16 protein-coding genes are annotated in these 18,544 nt (G+C 65.9%); 14 read left to right on the top strand and 2 right to left on the bottom strand.

From position 1 onward, the window contains the following. Positions 1-1,704, bottom strand: a complete 1,704-nt coding sequence (locus ACEN9F_RS00345) for a GspE/PulE family protein (RefSeq protein ID WP_413416679.1) — start codon at positions 1,702-1,704, stop codon at positions 1-3. Between the two features lie 142 nt (positions 1,705-1,846). Between ACEN9F_RS00345 and ACEN9F_RS00340 the strand changes: the two genes are divergently transcribed. The 13 genes from ACEN9F_RS00340 (at position 1,847) to ACEN9F_RS00280 (ending at position 15,606) form a co-directional block, all read left to right on the top strand. Further along, positions 1,847-2,563 carry an ABC transporter ATP-binding protein gene (locus tag ACEN9F_RS00340; protein ID WP_413416677.1) on the top strand — a complete coding sequence of 239 codons (717 nt, stop codon included), beginning with the start codon at positions 1,847-1,849 and terminating at the stop codon, positions 2,561-2,563. A gap of 8 nt (positions 2,564-2,571) precedes the next feature. Further along, on the top strand, positions 2,572-3,504 hold the full coding sequence (locus ACEN9F_RS00335) for an ExeA family protein (RefSeq protein ID WP_413416675.1): 933 nt from the start codon (positions 2,572-2,574) through the stop codon (positions 3,502-3,504). Positions 3,505-3,577: 73 nt separating this feature from the next. Further along, positions 3,578-5,422 (top strand): pilus (MSHA type) biogenesis protein MshL, encoded by a 1,845-nt coding sequence (mshL, locus tag ACEN9F_RS00330; RefSeq protein WP_413416673.1) that lies wholly within the window; start codon positions 3,578-3,580, stop codon positions 5,420-5,422. 2 nt (positions 5,423-5,424) lie between these two features. Then, entirely contained in the window at positions 5,425-7,035 is a 1,611-nt protein-coding gene (locus ACEN9F_RS00325; protein ID WP_413416671.1) for a tetratricopeptide repeat protein, read from the top strand. A 10-nt stretch (positions 7,036-7,045) separates the two neighbouring features. Then, positions 7,046-8,761 carry a GspE/PulE family protein gene (locus tag ACEN9F_RS00320; protein ID WP_413416669.1) on the top strand — a complete coding sequence of 572 codons (1,716 nt, stop codon included), beginning with the start codon at positions 7,046-7,048 and terminating at the stop codon, positions 8,759-8,761. Beyond that, a complete protein-coding gene (locus ACEN9F_RS00315) occupies positions 8,761-9,963 on the top strand; it encodes a type II secretion system F family protein (protein ID WP_413416667.1) in 1,203 nt (400 codons plus the stop codon). The genes ACEN9F_RS00320 and ACEN9F_RS00315 overlap by 1 nt, the downstream gene beginning before the upstream one ends. Positions 9,964-9,970: 7 nt before the next feature. Beyond that, positions 9,971-11,542: a hypothetical protein gene (locus ACEN9F_RS00310; protein ID WP_413416665.1), complete on the top strand. Its 1,572-nt coding sequence runs from the start codon at positions 9,971-9,973 to the stop codon at positions 11,540-11,542. After that, the gene (locus ACEN9F_RS00305; RefSeq protein ID WP_413416663.1) at positions 11,539-12,225 is read left to right on the top strand and encodes a hypothetical protein; all 687 of its coding nucleotides are present in this window, start codon (positions 11,539-11,541) and stop codon (positions 12,223-12,225) included. The genes ACEN9F_RS00310 and ACEN9F_RS00305 overlap by 4 nt, the downstream gene beginning before the upstream one ends. Further along, the gene (locus ACEN9F_RS00300; RefSeq protein WP_413416661.1) at positions 12,222-12,794 is read left to right on the top strand and encodes a hypothetical protein; all 573 of its coding nucleotides are present in this window, start codon (positions 12,222-12,224) and stop codon (positions 12,792-12,794) included. Before ACEN9F_RS00305 ends, ACEN9F_RS00300 begins: the two co-directional genes overlap by 4 nt. Continuing rightward, positions 12,784-13,500, top strand: a complete 717-nt coding sequence (locus ACEN9F_RS00295; protein ID WP_413416659.1) for a type II secretion system protein — start codon at positions 12,784-12,786, stop codon at positions 13,498-13,500. Before ACEN9F_RS00300 ends, ACEN9F_RS00295 begins: the two co-directional genes overlap by 11 nt. Further along, entirely contained in the window at positions 13,500-14,264 is a 765-nt protein-coding gene (locus ACEN9F_RS00290) for an ABC transporter permease (RefSeq protein ID WP_413426922.1), read from the top strand. Before ACEN9F_RS00295 ends, ACEN9F_RS00290 begins: the two co-directional genes overlap by 1 nt. A 17-nt stretch (positions 14,265-14,281) precedes the next feature. After that, positions 14,282-15,001, top strand: a complete 720-nt coding sequence (locus ACEN9F_RS00285; protein WP_413416657.1) for a hypothetical protein — start codon at positions 14,282-14,284, stop codon at positions 14,999-15,001. Positions 15,002-15,042: 41 nt separating this feature from the next. Next, entirely contained in the window at positions 15,043-15,606 is a 564-nt protein-coding gene (locus tag ACEN9F_RS00280; RefSeq protein ID WP_413416655.1) for a prepilin-type N-terminal cleavage/methylation domain-containing protein, read from the top strand. A 12-nt stretch (positions 15,607-15,618) separates the two neighbouring features. Here ACEN9F_RS00280 and ACEN9F_RS00275 read toward each other — a convergent pair whose 3' ends face one another. Continuing rightward, positions 15,619-17,283: an FAD-dependent oxidoreductase gene (locus ACEN9F_RS00275; RefSeq protein WP_413416653.1), complete on the bottom strand. Its 1,665-nt coding sequence runs from the start codon at positions 17,281-17,283 to the stop codon at positions 15,619-15,621. 160 nt (positions 17,284-17,443) lie between these two features. Between ACEN9F_RS00275 and ACEN9F_RS00270 the strand changes: the two genes are divergently transcribed. Beyond that, entirely contained in the window at positions 17,444-18,511 is a 1,068-nt protein-coding gene (locus ACEN9F_RS00270; RefSeq protein WP_413416651.1) for a phosphotransferase, read from the top strand. Positions 18,512-18,544: the final 33 nt, after the last annotated feature.

Raw genomic sequence — 18,544 nt, 5'->3', positions numbered from 1 at the left:
TTAATCCTCGATCTGGTTACTGATGCGCATCGCTTCCGACACCGTGGTGCGGCCCTGCACCACCAGTTGCACCGCATGCCGGCGCAGCGTCTCGCCCGCCATCTGGGCCCCGGCCACCTTCAGGAAGTGCGCCGGATCGGGATCGTTGGCGGCGTCGACCACCGCCCGCGTCATCTCCAGCAGCTCATAGACGCCGGTACGGCCGCGATAGCCCATGCCGTTGCAATGCGAGCAGCCCTTGCCGTGGAAATAGCGCGCCTTGTCGACCTTGTCGTTCAGCTCCATGCTCAACCATTCGCGCTCTGCCGGCAGCAGCTCATACGGCGTGGTGCAGCTTTCGCAGATCACCCGCACCAGCCGCTGCGCCAGCACGGCTTGCAGCGAACTGCCCACCATGTAGCGCGGCACGCCCATGTCCATCAGGCGCAGCGGCGTGCTCATGGCGTCGTTGGTGTGCAGGGTCGACAGCACCAGGTGGCCGGTCATGGCGGCGCGCAGGCCGATTTGCGCGGTTTCCTGGTCGCGCATCTCGCCGACCAGCACGATGTCCGGATCCTGCCGCAGCGCCGAGCGCAGCACGCGCGCGAAGCTCAGCTCGATCTTGTCGTTGACCTGCACCTGGTTGATGCCGGGCAGCCGGTATTCGACCGGGTCCTCGACCGTGATCAGCTTTTTCTCGACCGAGTTCAGCTCCGACAGCGCGCAATACAAGGTGGTGGTCTTGCCGCTGCCGGTCGGCCCGGTGACCAGCACCAGCCCGTTCGGACGCTGGACGATGGCGCGGAATTTTTCCAGCAACCCGCGCGGCATGCCGATCGCATCCAGTTTCAGCTGGGCGCCGCCCTGGCTCAGCAGACGCATCACCACCGACTCGCCATACTGGGTCGGCATGGTGGAGATACGCACGTCGATGCGCTGGTTCTTGACCCGCACGGCGAAGCGGCCGTCCTGCGGCAAGCGTTTTTCCGAAATGTCCAGGTCCGACATCAGCTTCAGCCGCAGCGCCAGCGATGGTGCGATCTTGATATCGGCCTCGGTCTGCAGGTGCAGCACGCCGTCGATGCGGAAGCGGATCTGCAGCCGGCCTTCCTGCGGCTCGATATGGATGTCCGAAGCCCGCACCTGCGTCGCATCGTCGAACACCGATTGCAGCAGCTTGACGATGGGCGCTTCTTCCAGGTTGGGATTGGCGGCCAGCGCGCCGAAGTCCACCGAGACATCGCCCAGGTCCTGCTCCAGCTCGCGCGCCAGGTCCGAGATATCCTCGGTGCGGCGGTAGATGCGGTCGATGGCGCCCAGCACCTCGGTCTCGTTGACTACCGCCAGCTCGATGTTCTGCTTGACGATGCGGGCGATCTCGTCATAGGCGAACAGGTCGGTCGGGTCCGACATGCCGACCAGCAGTGTGCCGCGCCGGTCTTCCAGCACCAGCGCGCGGAAGCGGCGGGCCTGGGTTTCCGGCAGCAGCCGGACGATCTCGGGATTGATGTTGAAGAACTTCAGGTTCAGGTACGGGATGTTGAGCTGCCGCGCCAGCGCGCCGGCGATCTGTTCCTCGGTAACATAGCCGTTCTCGATGAACACCCTGCCCAGCTTGCGGCCGCTGCGCTTTTGCTCGGCCAGCGCCAGCCCCAGTTGCTCCTCCGACAGCAGCTTTTGCTGCACCAGGATTTCCCCCAACCGGACTTTCTCTGGCCTTGCCATACCCGCTCCTTGATCGATGCTGCATATAAACTTGCGGCCATTCTAGTCCAGAATGCCGGAACAGCGAGAGCGGGTTGTCGCTTTCTTGGCACGAATGCGCTACAGTATGGGTCGTTTCCCCAGCCCCAGCCCATCATCCTCCATGACCGTGCCTGCCCTGCGCTTCCAGCAAGTCGTCAAACGTTATGGCCCTGCCAGCGTGCTGCGCGGCGTGGACCTGGAACTGCAAGCGGGCCAGTGTTTCGGCCTGGTCGGCGTCAACGGCGCCGGCAAGACCAGCCTGATCAAATGCCTGCTGGATTTCTGCGCGCTGGACGGCGGCGCCATCGAGATTTTCGGCCGGCCGCACCGCCTGCCCGCCTCGCGCCAGCCGCTGGGCTTCCTGCCGGAGCGCTTCACCCCGCCCTACTACCTGACCGGCGCCGACTTCATCCGCTACCTGCTGACCTTGCAGGGACTGCCTTACGATCCGGCCGCCGTGGCCGCCATGCTGGCCGCGCTGGACCTGGAACCGGCCGCGCTCAAGCGCACGGTGCGCCAGTATTCCAAGGGGATGACGCAAAAGCTCGGCCTGGCCGCCTGCCTGCTGTCGCGCAAGCAGCTGTATATATTGGACGAGCCGATGAGCGGCCTCGACCCGAAGGCGCGCGCGCTATTGAAAGAACAGCTGCGCCGGCTGCAGCGGGCCGGCAGCACGCTGTTCCTGACTTCGCACGCGCTGGCCGATGTCGACGAACTGTGCGACAGCATGGCGATCCTGCACGACGGCCACATCCGCTTTGCCGGCACCCCGGCCGAATGCCGCGGCCATTACGGCGCCGACACCCTGGAACAAGCCTTCCTGGCTTGCATCGCGTGAGCCGCACCATGTACCAATCCCACTTCGGCCTGCGCGAAACGCCGTTCGGCATCACGCCGAATCCGGCCTTTTTCTACCATGGCAATACGCGCGGCGATATCCTGCACGCCTTGATCTATGCGGTCAGCAGCGGCGAAGGCATGATCAAGGTGACCGGCGAAGTCGGCGCCGGCAAGACCATGCTGTGTCGCATGCTGGAAAGCCAGTTGCCCTCGCGCATCGACGTCATCTACCTGGTCAACCCCAACCTGAACCCGCTGGAGGTGCAGTACGCCATCGCCGCCGAGCTGGGCCTGGAGACCCACGGCTTGCGCGCCGACGAGGTCCAGCGCAGCCTGCATGCGGCGCTGATCTCCCGCCACAGCGCCGGCCGCCAGGTGGTGTTGCTGGTCGAGGAAGCGCAGGCGATGCCGCTCGATACGCTGGAAGCGATCCGCCTGCTGACCAACCTGGAGACGGCGCGCAGCAAATTGCTGCAGATCGTGCTGTTCGGCCAGCCGGAGCTGGACCAGCATTTGGACCTGTCCAGCATGCGCCAGTTAAAAGAGCGCATCACCCACAGCTTCCATGTGCCGGCCATGGAACCGGCGCTGGTCGGCGAATTCCTGGCCCACCGCCTGCGCGCGGCCGGCCACGACGGCCCGGCCATCTTCAGCCCGGCCGCGGCCCGGCTGATCGCCGAACGTTCGGAGGGCATCGTCCGCCGCATCAACATCCTGGCCGACAAGGCGCTGCTGGCCGCGTTTGCCGCCGACGCCAGCGTGGTCAGCGCGCACCATGCGCGCCAGGCCATCGCCGAGTCGCCGTTCCGCCGCCGGGGCGGCTTGGCGGGCCGTTGGCGCGACCGGCTGCCGGCCCGGGCTGTTGCTATGGGGTGTTTGCTGGGACTACTTATTGGCGCTATTTGCTGGGCCATCCTTGCGGTAGCACCGAATTTGTAAGATCATGATATTTATAATTGCAAAAGCACAACAAAAAGAACAACAGCCGCATTGCCCTGGGCCGGAAAGAAACATGAAAAAACGCACATCCTCCCTCGTCCCCATGGTTTGCAGCGTGTTGCTGAGCGCTTGCGCCAGCCATACCATCCCGAATTCCCCCAACCATATTACCGAAGCGCCGCGTCCCACCGGATCGATTCCCGAGCCGGTGCAGCAAAGCGCGGCGCTGCCGCCGCCCAAGCCGGCCGCCAAGGTCGAGACCTACAGCGTCACCGTGCACAAGGTGCCGGCGCAGTCGCTGCTGTTCGCGCTGGCGCGCGACGCCGGCCTGAACGTCGATATCCACCCCGGCATCGAGGGCACGGTCACGCTGAACGCGCTGGACCAGACCCTGCCGCAGCTGCTGAGCCGCATCCAGCGCCAGGTCGACATGCGCTACGACATTCAAGGCGGCACGCTGACAGTGATGCCGGATACGCCGGAGTGGCGCAATTACAAGGTCGACTACGTCAACATCGCGCGCAGCACCAGCAGCAGCGTCAACATCGCCACGCAGATTTCCACCACCGGTGGCGATTCCGGCAACCTGAATCCGATCCAGCAGCCGAATCCGCAACTGAACATCAGCGGCCTGCCGAACAACAACCAGCAGCAGGCGCCGGCCAACAACGGCGCCAACGGCAACGGCAGCAACAACTCGACCACGGTGGTCAACAACCGCTCGGACAATAACTTCTGGTATAACCTGGAAAAAAACATCCGCGACATGCTGCGCGCCTCCAACCTGGCCGACAATCCGGTCGATCCGCTGGCATCGCTGCAGCAGGGGCAACAGCAGATGCAGCAGCCACAACAGGGCGGCGGTCCCGGCCAGCAATTCAGCCTGGACACGTCAGCAGGCGGCGCGCAGGCCAGGAACAAGGCCGGCAGCTCGGTCATCGTCAACCCCGAGGGCGGCCTGATCGCCGTGCGCGCGACCGGCCGCCAGCATGAAAAGATCCGCCAATTCCTCGACGTGGTGCTGGGCGCGGCCAAGCGCCAGGTGCTGATCGAGGCGACCATCATTGAAGTGCGCCTGGGCGACCAGTACCAGCAAGGCATCAACTGGTCCTATCTCGGCAAGGGCGGCCTCAAGCTCAACCAGGGCCAGGTCGGCGGCGTCACGCTGCCGAGCGGTGTCAATCCCGGCACCAGCGCCGGCATGTTCCTGCTCGACTACGCCAACCCGACCAGCCGCCTCGGCAACATCGCCGCCACCATCACGCTGCTGGAATCGTTCGGCAAGGTCAAAGTGCTGTCCAGCCCGAAAATCAGCGTGATGAACAACCAGACCGCGCTGCTCAAGGTGGTGGATAACAATGTCTTCTTCTCGATCAAGGTGACCCCGGCCATCCTCGGGTCGAACGGCACGCCGACCACGCCGGCCACTTACGAATCGCATCTGGAAACCGTGCCGGTCGGCTTTGTCATGAGCGTCACGCCGCAGATTTCCGATACCGACGAGGTCACGCTCAACGTGCGCCCGACCATCACGCGCGTGGTCGGCAAGGTGCGCGATCCGAACCCGGCGCTGGGCAGCGTGGTCAGCGAAGTGCCGGTGATCCAGGCGCGCGAGCTGGAATCGATCATGAAAGTATCCAGCGGCCAGATCGCCGTCATGGGCGGCCTGATGCAGGATTCGGTCGACAACACCAAGGACGGCGTTCCCGGCCTGAGCAGCCTGCCGCTGTTGGGCAACCTGTTCTCGTATCGCAATGAGAACAGCACCAAGACCGAGCTGGTGATCTTCATGCGCCCGGTGGTGGTCAAGGACGCCAGCGTCAACGGCGACTACAAGGATTACCGCTACATGCTGCCGGGCCAGACGCCCGACAACGAGGCGTATCCGGTCCCGGTCCCCACCTCCAAGGTGAATTGATCATGAGTCTGTTAATGCAGGCGCTGAAAAAAGCCGAGCGCGCCAAACAAAACTCGGCCCACGAGGAGGAACTGGACAAGCCCTCGGAGGCGTTCGACGAGATCCTGGCGCTGACGCCGGAACCGGCGCCCGTTCCTGCCGCTGCCGCCGCGCCGCTCGCCAAGCGCGAGCTGAGCCTGGACCTGGAACCGATGGCCGAATTCAGCCTGGAGCCGATGGCGGCCGACGCGCCCGCCGCCAGCCTGACGCCGCGCCCGTCACCCAGTCCGCTCCCCGCGCACAGCGACCACAAGGAACCGGGATTGACGCTGGACCTAGCGCCGGATCCCTCCGCGCCGGCGGCGCCAACCACGCAGCCTGCGGCAACGGCCGCCGCGCAGATTACGCCGCCAACCGGCGCGCGCCCTGCCGCGCCGGCTGCGACGGCATACCCCGGCGCGGCCGGCCAACCTTACGCGCCCGCCGCCGGACCGTCGGCGGCGGCGGGCAACCCGGCCGGCGCCGCCAGAGCCTCGGCCAAGGCAGCCAAATCCGATCCTGCCGGCAAGCCGCGCGGCGCCGCGCGCGCCCGTGCCGCCGCCGCGACCAGCGAACCAAGCGGCATGGACCCGGAGCGCATGCGCCTGATCGGCCTGATCGCCCTGCTGGTGCTGATCGTCGGCGGCTTCGGCTTCTATTACTGGCAAGCCGTGATGGCCCCGGGCGCCGGCTCGCGCCTGCCGCCGGTGCCGATGCCGCCGCTGGGCGCGACCGGCGCCACGCCGGTACAGGTGATCGGCGCCAATCCGGCCCAAGGCCCAGGCGCCGGCTATGCCGACACCCAGGGCCTCGATCCCTCCGGCAGCGGCATGCTGGCGCCGTCCAGCAGCCGCGCCGGCCGCGAAGACCTGGAGCGCCGCCTGGCCCGCACCGAGCAAGACCTGGCCGCCGCCCAGCAAGCCATCCAGAGCCAACTCAACACGCCGCGCGTAGACCAGTTGCCGCCGGTGGCCGCGCAGGACAGCGGCGAGATCCGCGTCGCGCGCGCGGTCCAGCCGTCGCACCTGTCGCCGGCGCTGGAAGGCGCCTACCAGGCCTTCAACAGCGGCGACCTGGCGTCGGCCCAGCAGCAATACGAAACCGCGCTGCGCCAGGACGCCAACAACCGCGACACCCTGCTCGGCCTGGCCACCTTGTCGGCGCGCCAGAACCAAGGCGACAAGGCAGCCTCTTATTACCTGCGCCTGCTGGAACTGGATCCGTCCGACGCCGCCGCCACGGCCGGCCTGATCGGCCTGCGCCACGGCGACGCCGGCCAGAGCGAATCCCGCCTCAAGGCCGCCCTGGCCAACAATCCGGAGGCGGCGCCGGTGCTGTTCGCGCTCGGCAACCTGTACGCCCAGCAGGGCCGCTGGTCCGAGGCGCAGCAAGCCTATTTCCGCGCCTTCAGCTCGGCCCCGGACAACCCGGACTACGCCTACAACCTGGCCATCGGCCTGGACCGGCTGAACCAGGGCAAGCTGGCCCTGACCTATTACCAGCGCGCGCTGGCGCTGGCGCAGGACAAGGCCGCCGCCTTCGACCGCAATGCGCTGCGCAAGCGCATGCACGAACTGGGCGCCGCCGCGCGCTGATCAAAGAACCATGGCAGAACACGCAAAACTCCCGCTCGGCAAACTGCTGATCCAAAAAGGCGTCATCAGCGAAGACCAGCTGCGCATCGCGCTGATCGAGCAGAAACGCAGCAGCGAACCGTTGGGGAAACTGCTGATCACGCTGGGTTTCGTCACCGAGGCCACGGTGCGCGAGGCGCTGTCGGAAAACCTCAACCAGCAAAGCGCGGACCTGAACAGCCTGGTGGTGGACGCCATCGCCCTCAAGCTGATCCCCAAGGAAGTGGCCAAGCGCTATCGCGTGTTCCCGATCGTCTACGAGCGCGCCACCGACAACCTGATCCTGGCCATGTCCGACACCAGCAACATCGTCGCGCTGGACCAGATCAGCGCCATGCTGGTCAAGGGCATCACCATCACGCCGCTGCTGGTCAACGAATCGGACATCCAGCGCGCCATCGACCAGTACTACGGCTTCGAGCTGTCGATCGACGGCATCCTGCACGAGATCGAAACCGGCGAAGTCAATTACGCCAGCCTGGGCACCACCTCGGACGAGTACAGCCAGCCGATGGTGCGCCTGATCGACGCCATCCTGGCCGACGCGGTGCAGAACAGCGCGTCCGACTTGCACTTCGAGCCGGAGCAATCGTTCCTGCGCATCCGCTACCGCATCGACGGCATCCTGCGCCAGATCCGCAGCCTGCACAAATCGTACTGGCCGGCGATGGCGGTGCGACTCAAGGTCATGTCCAACATGAACATCGCCGAGACGCGCGCGCCGCAGGACGGCCGCATCTCGATCAAGTTCTCCGGCCGCCAGATCGACTTCCGCGCCTCGGCGCAGCCAACCACGCACGGCGAGAACTTCGTGCTGCGCGTGCTCGACCGGCAGAAAGGCATCGTGCCACTCGACGGCCTGGGCCTGGGCGAGGATGAACTCAACCTGCTGAAGCTGATGATCGCCCGCCCCGACGGCGTGATCCTGGTGACCGGACCGACCGGCTCCGGCAAGACCACCACACTGTATTCGATCCTGAACCATATCAATACCGAGAGCGTCAACATCATGACGCTGGAAGACCCGGTCGAATACCCGATGAACATGATCCGCCAAACCTCGGTCAACGAGTCGGCCAAGATGGGCTTTGCCGAAGGCATACGCTCGATGATGCGGCAGGATCCGGACGTCATCCTGGTCGGCGAGATCCGCGACAAGGAGACCGCCGAAATGGCTTTCTCCGCCGCGATGACCGGCCACCAGGTGTATTCGACGCTGCACACCAATTCGGCCATCGGTTCGATCCCGCGCCTGCTGGATATCGGCGTCGTGCCGGACATCATGGCCGGCAACATCATCGGCATCATCGCCCAGCGCCTGGTGCGCAAGCTGTGCACCAGCTGCCGCGAACCGCACGTGGCGGACGACGTCGAACGCCGCCTGCTCGGCCTGGACGACGATGCCGGACCGCAGACGCTGTACCGCGCGGTCGGCTGCGACCAGTGCGCGCACCAGGGCTACAAGGGCCGCATCGCCATCATCGAGCTGCTGAAGATGACGCCCGCGCTGGATGAGATGGTGGCGCGCCGCGCCTCCTCGCGCGAGTTGAAGACGGCGGCGGCCGGCGGCGGCTTCCACAGCCTGATCGACGACGGCGTGCGCCGCGTTCTGGAGGGCGTGACCACGCTGGAGGAAGTCGGCCGCGTGGTGGACCTGACGGAACGCCTGACGGAGCGTATCAACTAATGCCCCAATACTTCTACCGCGCGATGGACGCCGGCGGCCAGATCCAGCCCGGCAATATGGATGCCGCCAACGAGCCGGACCTGGAGCTGCGCCTGCACCGCATGGGGCTGGACCTGATCGACTGCCGCGTCTCGCGCGCCAGGGTGCTGGCGCTCAAGCGCGTCATCACGCGTCGCGACCTGATCAACTTCTGCTTCCACATGGAGCAGCTGACCGGCGCCGGCGTGCCTATCCTCGAAGGCTTGAACGACCTGCGCGAGAGCATCGACCATCCGCGCTTCCGCGAGATGATCACCGGCCTGATTGAAAATATCGAAGGCGGCCAGCAGCTCTCGGCCGCACTGGCCGCGTATCCGGAAGTGTTCGACCTCACCTTCACCAGCCTGGTCACCGCCGGCGAGCAAAGCGGCAAGCTGGCCGAAGTCTTCAAAAACCTGTCCGAGAGCCTGAAGTGGCAGGACGAACTGGCCTCGCAGACCAAGAAGATCGTCATGTATCCGGCGGCGGTGGGCGCCTTCGTCATCGCCGTCATGTTCTTCCTGATGATCTACCTGGTGCCGCAGCTGACCTCCTTCGTCAAGAACATGGGCAACACGCTGCCCTTCCACACCAAGGCGCTGATCTTCGTCTCCGACATCTTCATCAACTACTGGTACGTGCTGGTGGCGATTCCGCTGCTCGCCTTCTTCGGCGGCCGCGCGTGGCTGGCGCGCAGCGAGCAGGCGCGCTACGCCGCCGACGGCTTCAAGCTGCGCATCTGGATGGTGGGCCCGGTGCTGCACAAGATCATCCTGGCGCGCTTCGCCACCTTCTTCGCCATGATGTACGCCTCCGGCATCACCATCCTCGAATGCATCCGCCTGTCCGAAGGCATCGTCGGCAACCGCGTGGTGGCGGCCGGCCTGCGCCGCGCGGCGCAGCTGATCTCCGAGGGCCAGGGCATCACCGCCGCCTTCCAGCACACCGGCATCTTCCCGCCGCTGGTGATCCGCATGCTCAAGGTCGGCGAGGCCACCGGCGGCCTCGATGGCGCGCTGCATAACGTCAGCTATTTCTACAATCGCGAAGTCAAGGAGATGATCGAGAAGGTGCAGTCGATGATAGAACCGGCGATGACCGTGATCCTGGGCGTGATGGTGGGGTGGATCATGCTGTCCGTGATGGGCCCGATCTACGACACCATCAGCAAGATCAGGACCTGAGGCCACCGTGTTCAGCAAACATCTACTCTATCTGACCAGCGACCAGCTGCACGCCTGCCTGTGGCAGGGCGGCCGGCTGACGGGCGGCGCCGTCTTCAGCAACGACCGCGCCGGCATCGACGATTTCATGGACTATGTCGACAGCCACCGCACGATCCAGGTCTACATCCTGGCCGACCTGATCGAGGAAGACTTCCAGCGCGTGCACGTGCCGCACGTGGGCGACGGCGCCGGCCGCAAGCTGATGCAGCGTCGCCTGCTGCAACAGTACCGCGAAACGCCGTTCCGCCATCACGAGGTGCAGGGCCGCGAAACCACCGGCCGCCGCGACGACATCGTGCTGCTGTCGGCGCTGACCAATCCGTCGGCCGTGCAGCCGTGGGTGGAGGCGCTGGAACAGTTGAAGATGCCGCTGGCCGGCCTGTATTCGACCACGCTGCTGAGCGAAGACCTGGTGCGCAAGCTGGCCTTGCGCGACGAGCACCTGCTGCTGGTGACGCAGCAATCGGCCGGCTGGCGCCAGAGCTACTTCCAGAGCGGCATGCTGAAGTTCTCGCGCCTGACGCCGGCCATCGACCGCGACGGCAACCCGGTCAACATCGGCACGGAAACCGCCAAGACCCAGCAGTTCCTGACCAGCGTGCGCCTGCTGGAACGCGGCAATGCGCTGCAAGCCGTGGTGGTGGCGCCGGCCGCCGACAGCACCGATCTCGACGCCCAATGCGAGGATGGCCCGGAAACCGCGTTCCGCTTCCTGACGCTGGAAGCGGTGGCCGCCAAGGTCGGCCTGGCCACCGACGAAGGCCCGCTGGCCAGGCTGGCCGCGCGGCTGGCCGAGCCGATGCTGCTGGCGCTGTTGGCGCGGCGCGAACCCGAGACCCACTACACCCTGGGGGCGCTGCAGCGTTATTACAAACTGTGGCGCGCGCGGGTCAACCTGTACGTCATCAGCGGCGCCTTGACCGCCTGCTGCGCCGTCTGGACCGGGATCAACCTGTGGCAGGAGTACCAGTCCAACGGCGATGCCGCGCGCCTGACGGCCGAAGCCCGCCAGTACGACCAGCGCTACCGCGCCGTGATGGCGGCCATGCCGCCGCGCGTGACCAGCACCGCCAACATGCGGGCGGCGGTCAACGTCGAGCGCATGCTGGCCACGCAGGCGCCGTCGCCGCTGGACATGGTCGCCATCGTCAGCCAGGCGCTGGAGGCGGCGCCGCAGATCCGTTTGCTGCAGCTTGACTGGAAAGTCGACCTGCCCGGCGGCCAGCCGCTGGCGCCGGGACAGGATGAAACCCAGGCCGCGCCGATCTCCTCGCTGATGGCCGGCATCCCGGGCAAGGCACCGCAGGCGCTGCTGGTGGAGGCCGAGATCATGGCCGAGCAGGACGACTATCGCGGCGCGGTCGACAGCATGAACTTGTTCGCCCAGGCGCTGGCGGCGCACCCGAACCTGACGGTGGCGATCGACAAGCCGCCGCTGGACACCCGCTCCTCCGTCAAGTTGAGCGGCAAGGCCGGCGCACAGGCGGCAGCGCCCACGCGCGCCCGATTTTCCCTGAACCTGGTGTGGAAGCCATGACCCCTAACCCTGTTCCCGGCAAAAAGAAGAAGGCTGCGGCGCCCGTCGCGCTGCCGTACTGGTTCAACGAATTCGATTTGATCCGCACCGCCGTGCTGACCCTGATCGCGGCGCTGACAATCTCGCTGACCGGCGTGCTGCTGAGCGAGTGGAAAAAGCAGGAAGCCGAGGAAAGCCTGGCGCAGGCGCAGCGCGTGCGCGACGCCGCATATTCGAACTACGCCCACGTCGACAATGAAAAGCGCGACATCCGCAACTTCCAGCCGCGCTACATCGAGCTGCTGGCGCGCGGCTTGATCGGCGACGAAAAGCGGCTGGAATGGGTCGACGTGATCCGCCAGGCGCAGGAGCAGCGCAAGCTGCCGCCGCTCAGCTACGAAATCGAGCCGCAGCAGAAGGTGCGCCTGGAATCGTCGCTGGACCTGGGCGACTACCAGCTGCAGGGCAGCCGCATGCGCCTGCACATGGACCTGCTGCACGAGATGGACTTGTTTAACTTCTTCGACGACCTGCGCCAGCGCAGCTTCTTCGCCGTGCAGGATTGTTCGATCCGGCGCCTGGGCGTGGCGGCCGGCGCGCTCGGCGCGCCGACGCTGGGCGCGGACTGCACGCTGAACTGGATCACGCTGGCCGTGGCCCCCAAGCAGCCACCCGAAGCCCTCGGCAAGAAAGGCAAATCATGAGGCGCATCCGCATGCCGGCGGCGCTGGCGGTGCTATGGCTGCTCGCAGCATCGGCGCCGTCGCAGGCGCAAGTGACGCTGGGCCGCCTGTTCTCCACGCCGGACGAGCGCCAGGTACTGGACTCGAATCGCGGCAAGACGCAGGCGCTGGCGCCCAATTCGCAGGCGCAGCAGCCCGCCGACGCGGCGCCAGGCCAGGGCCCTGGCCCAGGCCCTGGTGAGCGCCCAGGCGAGCGCCCAGGCGAGCGCGATGGCCTCAACGCCAAAGGCTACAGCCAGGGCACCGCAGCTACAGCCGCGTCCCCTGCTGCCGGCCCCGGTGGTGCACCAGCCGCTCCGCCCGCGCCGGAAACCCTGGTCATGAACGGCGTGCTGCGCACCAGCAGCGGCGGCAGCACGGTCTGGCTCAACGATGTGCCGCAGAGCGGCGCGCAAAACAAGCTGTCCAAGCGCGGCCCTGCCTCGCCGGCATTGACGGTCACGCTGCCATCGGGGAAAAAGGTCTTGCTGAAAGCCGGCCAACGCTACGACCTGAATGAAGGACGGGTCAAGGACATCAATGAACCATAGGCCCGCACTTCGCCGCCGCCAGTCCGGCTTCACCCTGGTGGAAATCGCCATGGTGCTGCTCATCGTCGGCCTGATGATAGGCGGCATGGTGGCACCGCTGGCGTCGCAGCTGGAGCAGAAAAAAATCAGCGAAACCCGGCGCGCGCTGGACGACGCGCGCGAGGCGCTGTTCGGCTTCGCGCTGCGCAACGGCTACCTGCCCTGCCCTGCCATCTCCGCGACCAACGGACTGGAAGACCGCACCGGCAGCGCCTGCAACAAGCGCTATGGCTTCCTGCCGTGGGCCACGCTGGGCGTGGGACGGCTGGACGGCTGGAACCACCTGCTCGGCTACACCGTCACGCCGGCGTTCAGCGACAGCGTGCTGCTGTTCACGCTGAAGACGCCGCGCGACATCACCATCGCCACGCGCGACAGCAACGGCCAGCTGATCGCCGCCACCGGCATCAACGACATCCCGGCCGCCATCATCTCCTTCGGCCACAACGGCTACGGCGCCACCAGCGAGCAGAATACGCAGATCATGGACGCCGGCATCGGCAATGTCGACGAGAAGACTAACCTGCAAAGCACCGGCGTGGCATTGATCAGCCGCGATCCGAGCGACGACCCGCGCACTACCGGCGGCGCCTTCGACGATATCGTCAGCTGGGTCTCGCCCAACATCCTCTACAACCGCATGGTGGCGGTGCAGCGCCTGCCGTGATGACTCCAGCTTTCACCATCGCCCGCTACACGCTGCTGGAAGCCCTGCGCAACCGGCTATTGTGGCTGGTGCTGCTGATGGCGCTGGGCGCGGTCGGCGTCAGCGGCTTCCTTAACGAGCTGGCCCTGACCGAAAGCCGGCAGCTGCAAGCCGCGCTGCTGGGCGCCGTGCTGCGGCTGGCGGCGGTGTTCCTGGTCGTCACCTTCGTCGTCACCAGTATGGTGCGCGAAGCCAATGACCAGGGGCTGCAGTTGCTGATGGCCTTGCCGATGCCGCGCGCGGTTTACCTGTTCGGCAAGCTGGCCGGCTTTGGCGCGCTGGCGCTGCTGCCTGCACTTCTGTTCGGCGCCCTTGGCCTGTTCTTCGCGCCGCCCGCGCAGGCGGCGCTGTGGACGCTCTCGCTGCTGTGCGAATGCTGGATCGTCGCCGCCTTCGCGGTGCTGTGCACCTTGACCTTGAACCAGGTGCTGCCGGCGCTGGCCGCGGCGTTCTCCTTCTATCTGCTGGCGCGCGTGATCGGCGCCTTGCAGTTGCTGGGCCACGGCGCCGCCACCGCGCAAAGCGCGGGCCAGCAGGTGCTCAATACCGGCATCGACGGCCTGGCGCTGCTGCTGCCGCACCTGGACCGGTTCACGCGCAGCGACTGGCTGGTGTATCACGACGGCAGCGGCGCCGATTTGCTGGGCATCGCCGTGCAGAGCGCGATCTATATCGCGCTGCTGACGGCGGCCGCGCTGTTCGACTTGTACCGCAAGCCGGTCTGACGGTTCGACGATTGCCGATGCGACCCGCTTCCGCCCTCAAACCGCTCAACGCCGTGCCGCGCAGGGTGCTGGCCGCGCTGGCGCTGGCGCTGCTGGCGCAGTTGCTGTGGCAGGGCAGCCGTCCGCCGGCCCGCGCGCGCGCGCAGGACCTGCCGCCGGCGCCATCGCTGGCCGCCTTGCAGCTGGCCGCGCTGGGCGAACCGGTGGCGCTGTCCAAGGCGCTGATGTTGTACGTGCAGGGTCACGACGAGCAGGCCGGCATCAGCATCGCCTGGCGCGACCTCGATTACGGCCGCGTCGCGGCTTGGCTGCAGCGTGTGCTGGAGCTGGATCCGCGCAGCCAGTATCCGCTGCTGGCCGCCAGCGAAGTGTACGGATCGGTCAGCGATCCGGCACGCGCGCGGCTGATGCTCGATTTCGTCTACGCCCGCTTTGGCGAAGATCCCAATCGCCGCTGGCCATGGCTGGCGCATGCGGCGCTGGTGGCCAGGCACCGGCTGCACGACCTGCCGCTGGCGCGCCGCTATGCGGAAGCGATCCGGCTGCAAGCGACCGGCGCGCAAGTGCCGCCGTGGGCGCGCGAGCTGGAAGTCTTTATTCTGGAAGACATGAACGAAATCGATAGCGCCCGCAAGCTGATCGGCGGCCTGCTGAACAGCGGCCAGATCACCGATCCGCACGAACTGAAGTTCTTGGCCGAGCGGCTGGACCAGCTGAACGCCACGCCCAAGCCCTAGGCCTTGCTGTAATATAACGTCAATAGAAGAAAGGACTTCCCATGCGCTCGATCCCTGTACGCCAACGCGGCTTTACCCTGGTGGAAATCGCCATCGTACTCGTCATCATCGGCCTGCTGCTGGGCGGTGTGCTGAAGGGACAGGGCCTGATCGACAGCGCCCGCGTCAAGAACATCATCCAGCAATCGACCTCGCTGACGGCGGCGGTCAACGCCTACCAGGACAAGTTCCGCGCGCTGCCCGGCGACGACGTGCAAGCCACCACCCACGCGCCCGGCGCCACCGGCAACGGCAACGGCGACGGCCAGATCGCCGAATACCAGCTGGCGCCGCAGCACCTGGCGCTGGCCGGTTTCATCACCGGCTCGTTCAATGGCACCACCGACTTCATGACCAGCGCCCAAGGCGGCGCGGTCTACATCTACAACGACGTCGTGGCCGGCCGCGGCGGCAACGGCGTACGCCTCGACAACCTGCCCGACTCGTTCGCCGAGCAGGTCGACAGCAAGCTCGATGACGGCAAATACAACACCGGTTCGGTGCGCGCCACCGGCGCCTATACCAACAACGGCGGCATCATCCAGCGCACCGCGCTGTTCTTCTGATGTAAATCCTGCTCAGGTGTTGGCGAGGAACTGGTGGATCTGCGCCACCACGGCCGCGCCTTCGCCCACCGCTGCGGCGACCCGCTTGGTGGAGTTGGAGCGGACGTCGCCGATCGCGAACACGCCCGGCACGCTGGTCTGCAGCGATGCCGACGACGAGGCATCCATGCCGGTGCGGATGAATCCATGCTTGCAAACCTCGACGCCACAGCCGCTGAGCCAACCGGTGTTGGGGTCGGCGCCGATGAACAGGAACAGCCGGCGCGTGTCGCACGTCTCTTCCATGCCGGTTTTGGAGTTGAGGAACCGCACCTGCTTCAAGCCGTCGTCATCGCCTTCCAGCGCCACGATTTCGGTATGGGTGTGCAGTTCGATATTCGGGTGGGCGTCGATCCGCTCGATCAGATAGCTGGACATCGTCGACGCCAGGCTGCCCTTGCGGATGACGATATGCACCTTCAGCGCATGCGCCGCGAGGAACACGGCGGCCTGGCCCGCCGAATTACCGCCGCCGACCAGCACTACCTCCTCCGTCTTGCACAGCTGCGCCTCGACCGAGGAGGCCCAGTAGTACACCCCCTTGCCCTCGAATTGCTTCAGGTTCGCCAGCGATGGCCGGCGGTAGCGGGCGCCGCACGACAGCACCACCGAGCGCGCCTTGAGCATCGTCAGGCTGCCGCACATTTCCACCTGCAAGGGATAAGTATCGCAGACCAGACGTCCGGCCGGCGCGGGAATGGCGATCTCGACGCCGAATTTTTCCGCCTGCACGTAGGCGCGGCCGGTCAGTGCACCGCCCGAGATGCCGGTCGGGAAGCCGAGATAATTCTCAATGCGCGCGCTGGCGCCAGCCTGGCCGCCGTAGGCGCGGGTTTCCAGCACCAGCACCGACAAGCCCTCCGAACCCGCATACACCGCCGTCGCCAGTCCGGCAGGACCGCCGCCAACCACGATCACATCCCATACCTTGTCCTCGCTCAAGTGCCTGAGCATGCCGATGCAACGGCCGAGTTCGACCACCGAGGGATTTTTCTTGACGCCAACATCCGGGCAGATCACCAGCGGCAGCTCCTCCGGCGCCGGCCGATGCAGCGCGACCAGCTCGGCGGCTCGTGGATCGTCCAACGGATCGAGCACCGTGCAGGGGTGGGCGTTGGCCGTCAGAAAACTTTGCAACGCGTGAACACGTCCGTGGCCGCGCGGTCCGATGATGACCGGGCCGCCGGAATTATGCTCAAAAAACACGACGCTGCGTAGTATCAGCGAGCGGATCAGGCGCTCCCCCAGGTCGGCATGGGCAACCACCAGCGCGCGCAGCGATTCCGATGACAGCAGCAACACCTTCAGATGGCCGATAGCGACACCGTTAGACATGGCTGGACGGTCGGAGAGCTGCCCGATCTCGCTGGAAAACTGGCCTTTCCGCAGGACCGCGATCAAGGTGTCGTTGTCGAAACCGTCGTGGCGGTAGACCGCGATGGCGCCCTCCAGTATGAACATCATGCCCTCGGGCGGCCGTCCGGCTTGAAATACCGTCTCGCCGTCGCGGAAATCGCGTTCAACGGCGAAGCTGCGCACGTGGCGGATATCCGCCTCGCCCAACACCGGATAGATCTGATGGCGGCGTTTTTCAAGCGATTCCGTTGGCAGTGGCGGCTGCTCTTCAAAAGTGGTCATGATGATTCCGGAAGGCCCAGTGGTTGAAGGATGTATGCTAGTTTATCAGGTCGGAATCAGGCGAAGCAGAGCGCGGCCCACTGTCCGATAAAATAAAAAGCACGCACGTACTTTTATTCATTTAGAATAGGCGGATACCCACAAAACCGCAGGAGACAGCATGTTTGAAGAATTCATCGGCACCAAGGCCGTGTCGGCGCGCCACCAGTTCGATGTGGCGGCGCTGGACGCCTATCTGTGTCAGCATGTCGAAGGCTATCCGGCCGGCGAGTTGGCGGTCGAGCAGTTCAAGGGCGGCCAGTCGAACCCGACCTTCAAGCTCAGCATCGGCGGCCAGCACTATGTCTTGCGCACCAAGCCGGCGCCCGCCGCCAAGCTGCTGCCCTCCGCCCACGCCATCGAGCGTGAATACCGTGTGATGGATGCCCTGAGCAAGAACGGTTTCCCAGCCGCACGCCAGTACGCGCTGTGCACCGATGAAAGCGTGATCGGCCGCGCCTTCTACGTGATGGAATTCGTCGAGGGCCGGGTGCTGTGGGACCAGGCCTTGCCCGGCATGACGCCGGCCGAACGCACCGCCATCTACGATGAGCTGAACCGCGTCATCGCCCAGCTGCACACGGTGGACTACGCCGCCATCGGCCTGGCCGACTACGGCAAGCCGGGCAACTACTTCGCGCGCCAGATCGAGCGCTGGACCAAGCAGTACCTGGCCTCGCAGACCGAGACCATCGAAGCGATGGACCAGCTGATCGCCTGGCTGCCGCACAACATCCCGCCCGGCGAAGACACCGCCATCGTGCATGGCGACTTCCGTCTCGACAACATGCTGTTCCACCCGACCGAGCCACGCATCCTGGCCGTGCTGGACTGGGAGCTGTCGACGCTGGGCCACCCGTTCGCCGATTTTTCCTATCACTGCATGAGCTGGCACATCGCGCCCGGCCAGTTCCGCGGCATCGCCGGACTGGACCTGGCGGCGCTGGGCATCCCGTCGCAGCAGGAGTACATCGCCAGGTACGCCGAACGCACCGGCAAGACGATACGCCTGGAAGACTTCAATTTCTACCTTGCTTTCAATATGTTCCGCCTGGCCAGCATCATGCAAGGCATCATGAAGCGCTACGTCGATGGCACCGCCGCCAGCGCGCAGGCGCTGGAATCGGGCAAGATGGCACGGCCGATGGCCGCGCTGGGCTGGTCCTACGCCTGCGGCAAGGCCATCTGACCACTGTGGCGGCCCTGCGCCGGGCGGGACAAA

It is taken from the genome of Duganella sp. CT11-25 (genome assembly GCF_047302815.1).
Taxonomy (GTDB): domain Bacteria; phylum Pseudomonadota; class Gammaproteobacteria; order Burkholderiales; family Burkholderiaceae_D; genus Rugamonas.
This window is presented reverse-complemented; position numbering and strand designations above follow the sequence as displayed.

What these genes read in the sequence shown, in the direction of transcription:
- ACEN9F_RS00290 (WP_413426922.1), top strand. Translation starts at nt 13,500, where the DNA reads ATGACTCCAGCTTTCACCATCGCCCGCTACACGCTGCTGGAAGCCCTG.
- ACEN9F_RS00295 (WP_413416659.1), top strand. Translation starts at nt 12,784, where the DNA reads ATGAACCATAGGCCCGCACTTCGCCGCCGCCAGTCCGGCTTCACCCTG.
- ACEN9F_RS00280 (WP_413416655.1), top strand. Translation starts at nt 15,043, where the DNA reads ATGCGCTCGATCCCTGTACGCCAACGCGGCTTTACCCTGGTGGAAATC.
- ACEN9F_RS00275 (WP_413416653.1), bottom strand. Translation starts at nt 17,283, where the DNA reads ATGACCACTTTTGAAGAGCAGCCGCCACTGCCAACGGAATCGCTTGAA.
- ACEN9F_RS00305 (WP_413416663.1), top strand. Translation starts at nt 11,539, where the DNA reads ATGACCCCTAACCCTGTTCCCGGCAAAAAGAAGAAGGCTGCGGCGCCC.
- ACEN9F_RS00335 (WP_413416675.1), top strand. Translation starts at nt 2,572, where the DNA reads ATGTACCAATCCCACTTCGGCCTGCGCGAAACGCCGTTCGGCATCACG.
- ACEN9F_RS00270 (WP_413416651.1), top strand. Translation starts at nt 17,444, where the DNA reads ATGTTTGAAGAATTCATCGGCACCAAGGCCGTGTCGGCGCGCCACCAG.
- ACEN9F_RS00285 (WP_413416657.1), top strand. Translation starts at nt 14,282, where the DNA reads ATGCGACCCGCTTCCGCCCTCAAACCGCTCAACGCCGTGCCGCGCAGG.
- ACEN9F_RS00320 (WP_413416669.1), top strand. Translation starts at nt 7,046, where the DNA reads ATGGCAGAACACGCAAAACTCCCGCTCGGCAAACTGCTGATCCAAAAA.
- ACEN9F_RS00325 (WP_413416671.1), top strand. Translation starts at nt 5,425, where the DNA reads ATGAGTCTGTTAATGCAGGCGCTGAAAAAAGCCGAGCGCGCCAAACAA.
- ACEN9F_RS00300 (WP_413416661.1), top strand. Translation starts at nt 12,222, where the DNA reads ATGAGGCGCATCCGCATGCCGGCGGCGCTGGCGGTGCTATGGCTGCTC.
- ACEN9F_RS00340 (WP_413416677.1), top strand. Translation starts at nt 1,847, where the DNA reads ATGACCGTGCCTGCCCTGCGCTTCCAGCAAGTCGTCAAACGTTATGGC.
- ACEN9F_RS00315 (WP_413416667.1), top strand. Translation starts at nt 8,761, where the DNA reads ATGCCCCAATACTTCTACCGCGCGATGGACGCCGGCGGCCAGATCCAG.
- ACEN9F_RS00345 (WP_413416679.1), bottom strand. Translation starts at nt 1,704, where the DNA reads ATGGCAAGGCCAGAGAAAGTCCGGTTGGGGGAAATCCTGGTGCAGCAA.
- mshL (WP_413416673.1), top strand. Translation starts at nt 3,578, where the DNA reads ATGAAAAAACGCACATCCTCCCTCGTCCCCATGGTTTGCAGCGTGTTG.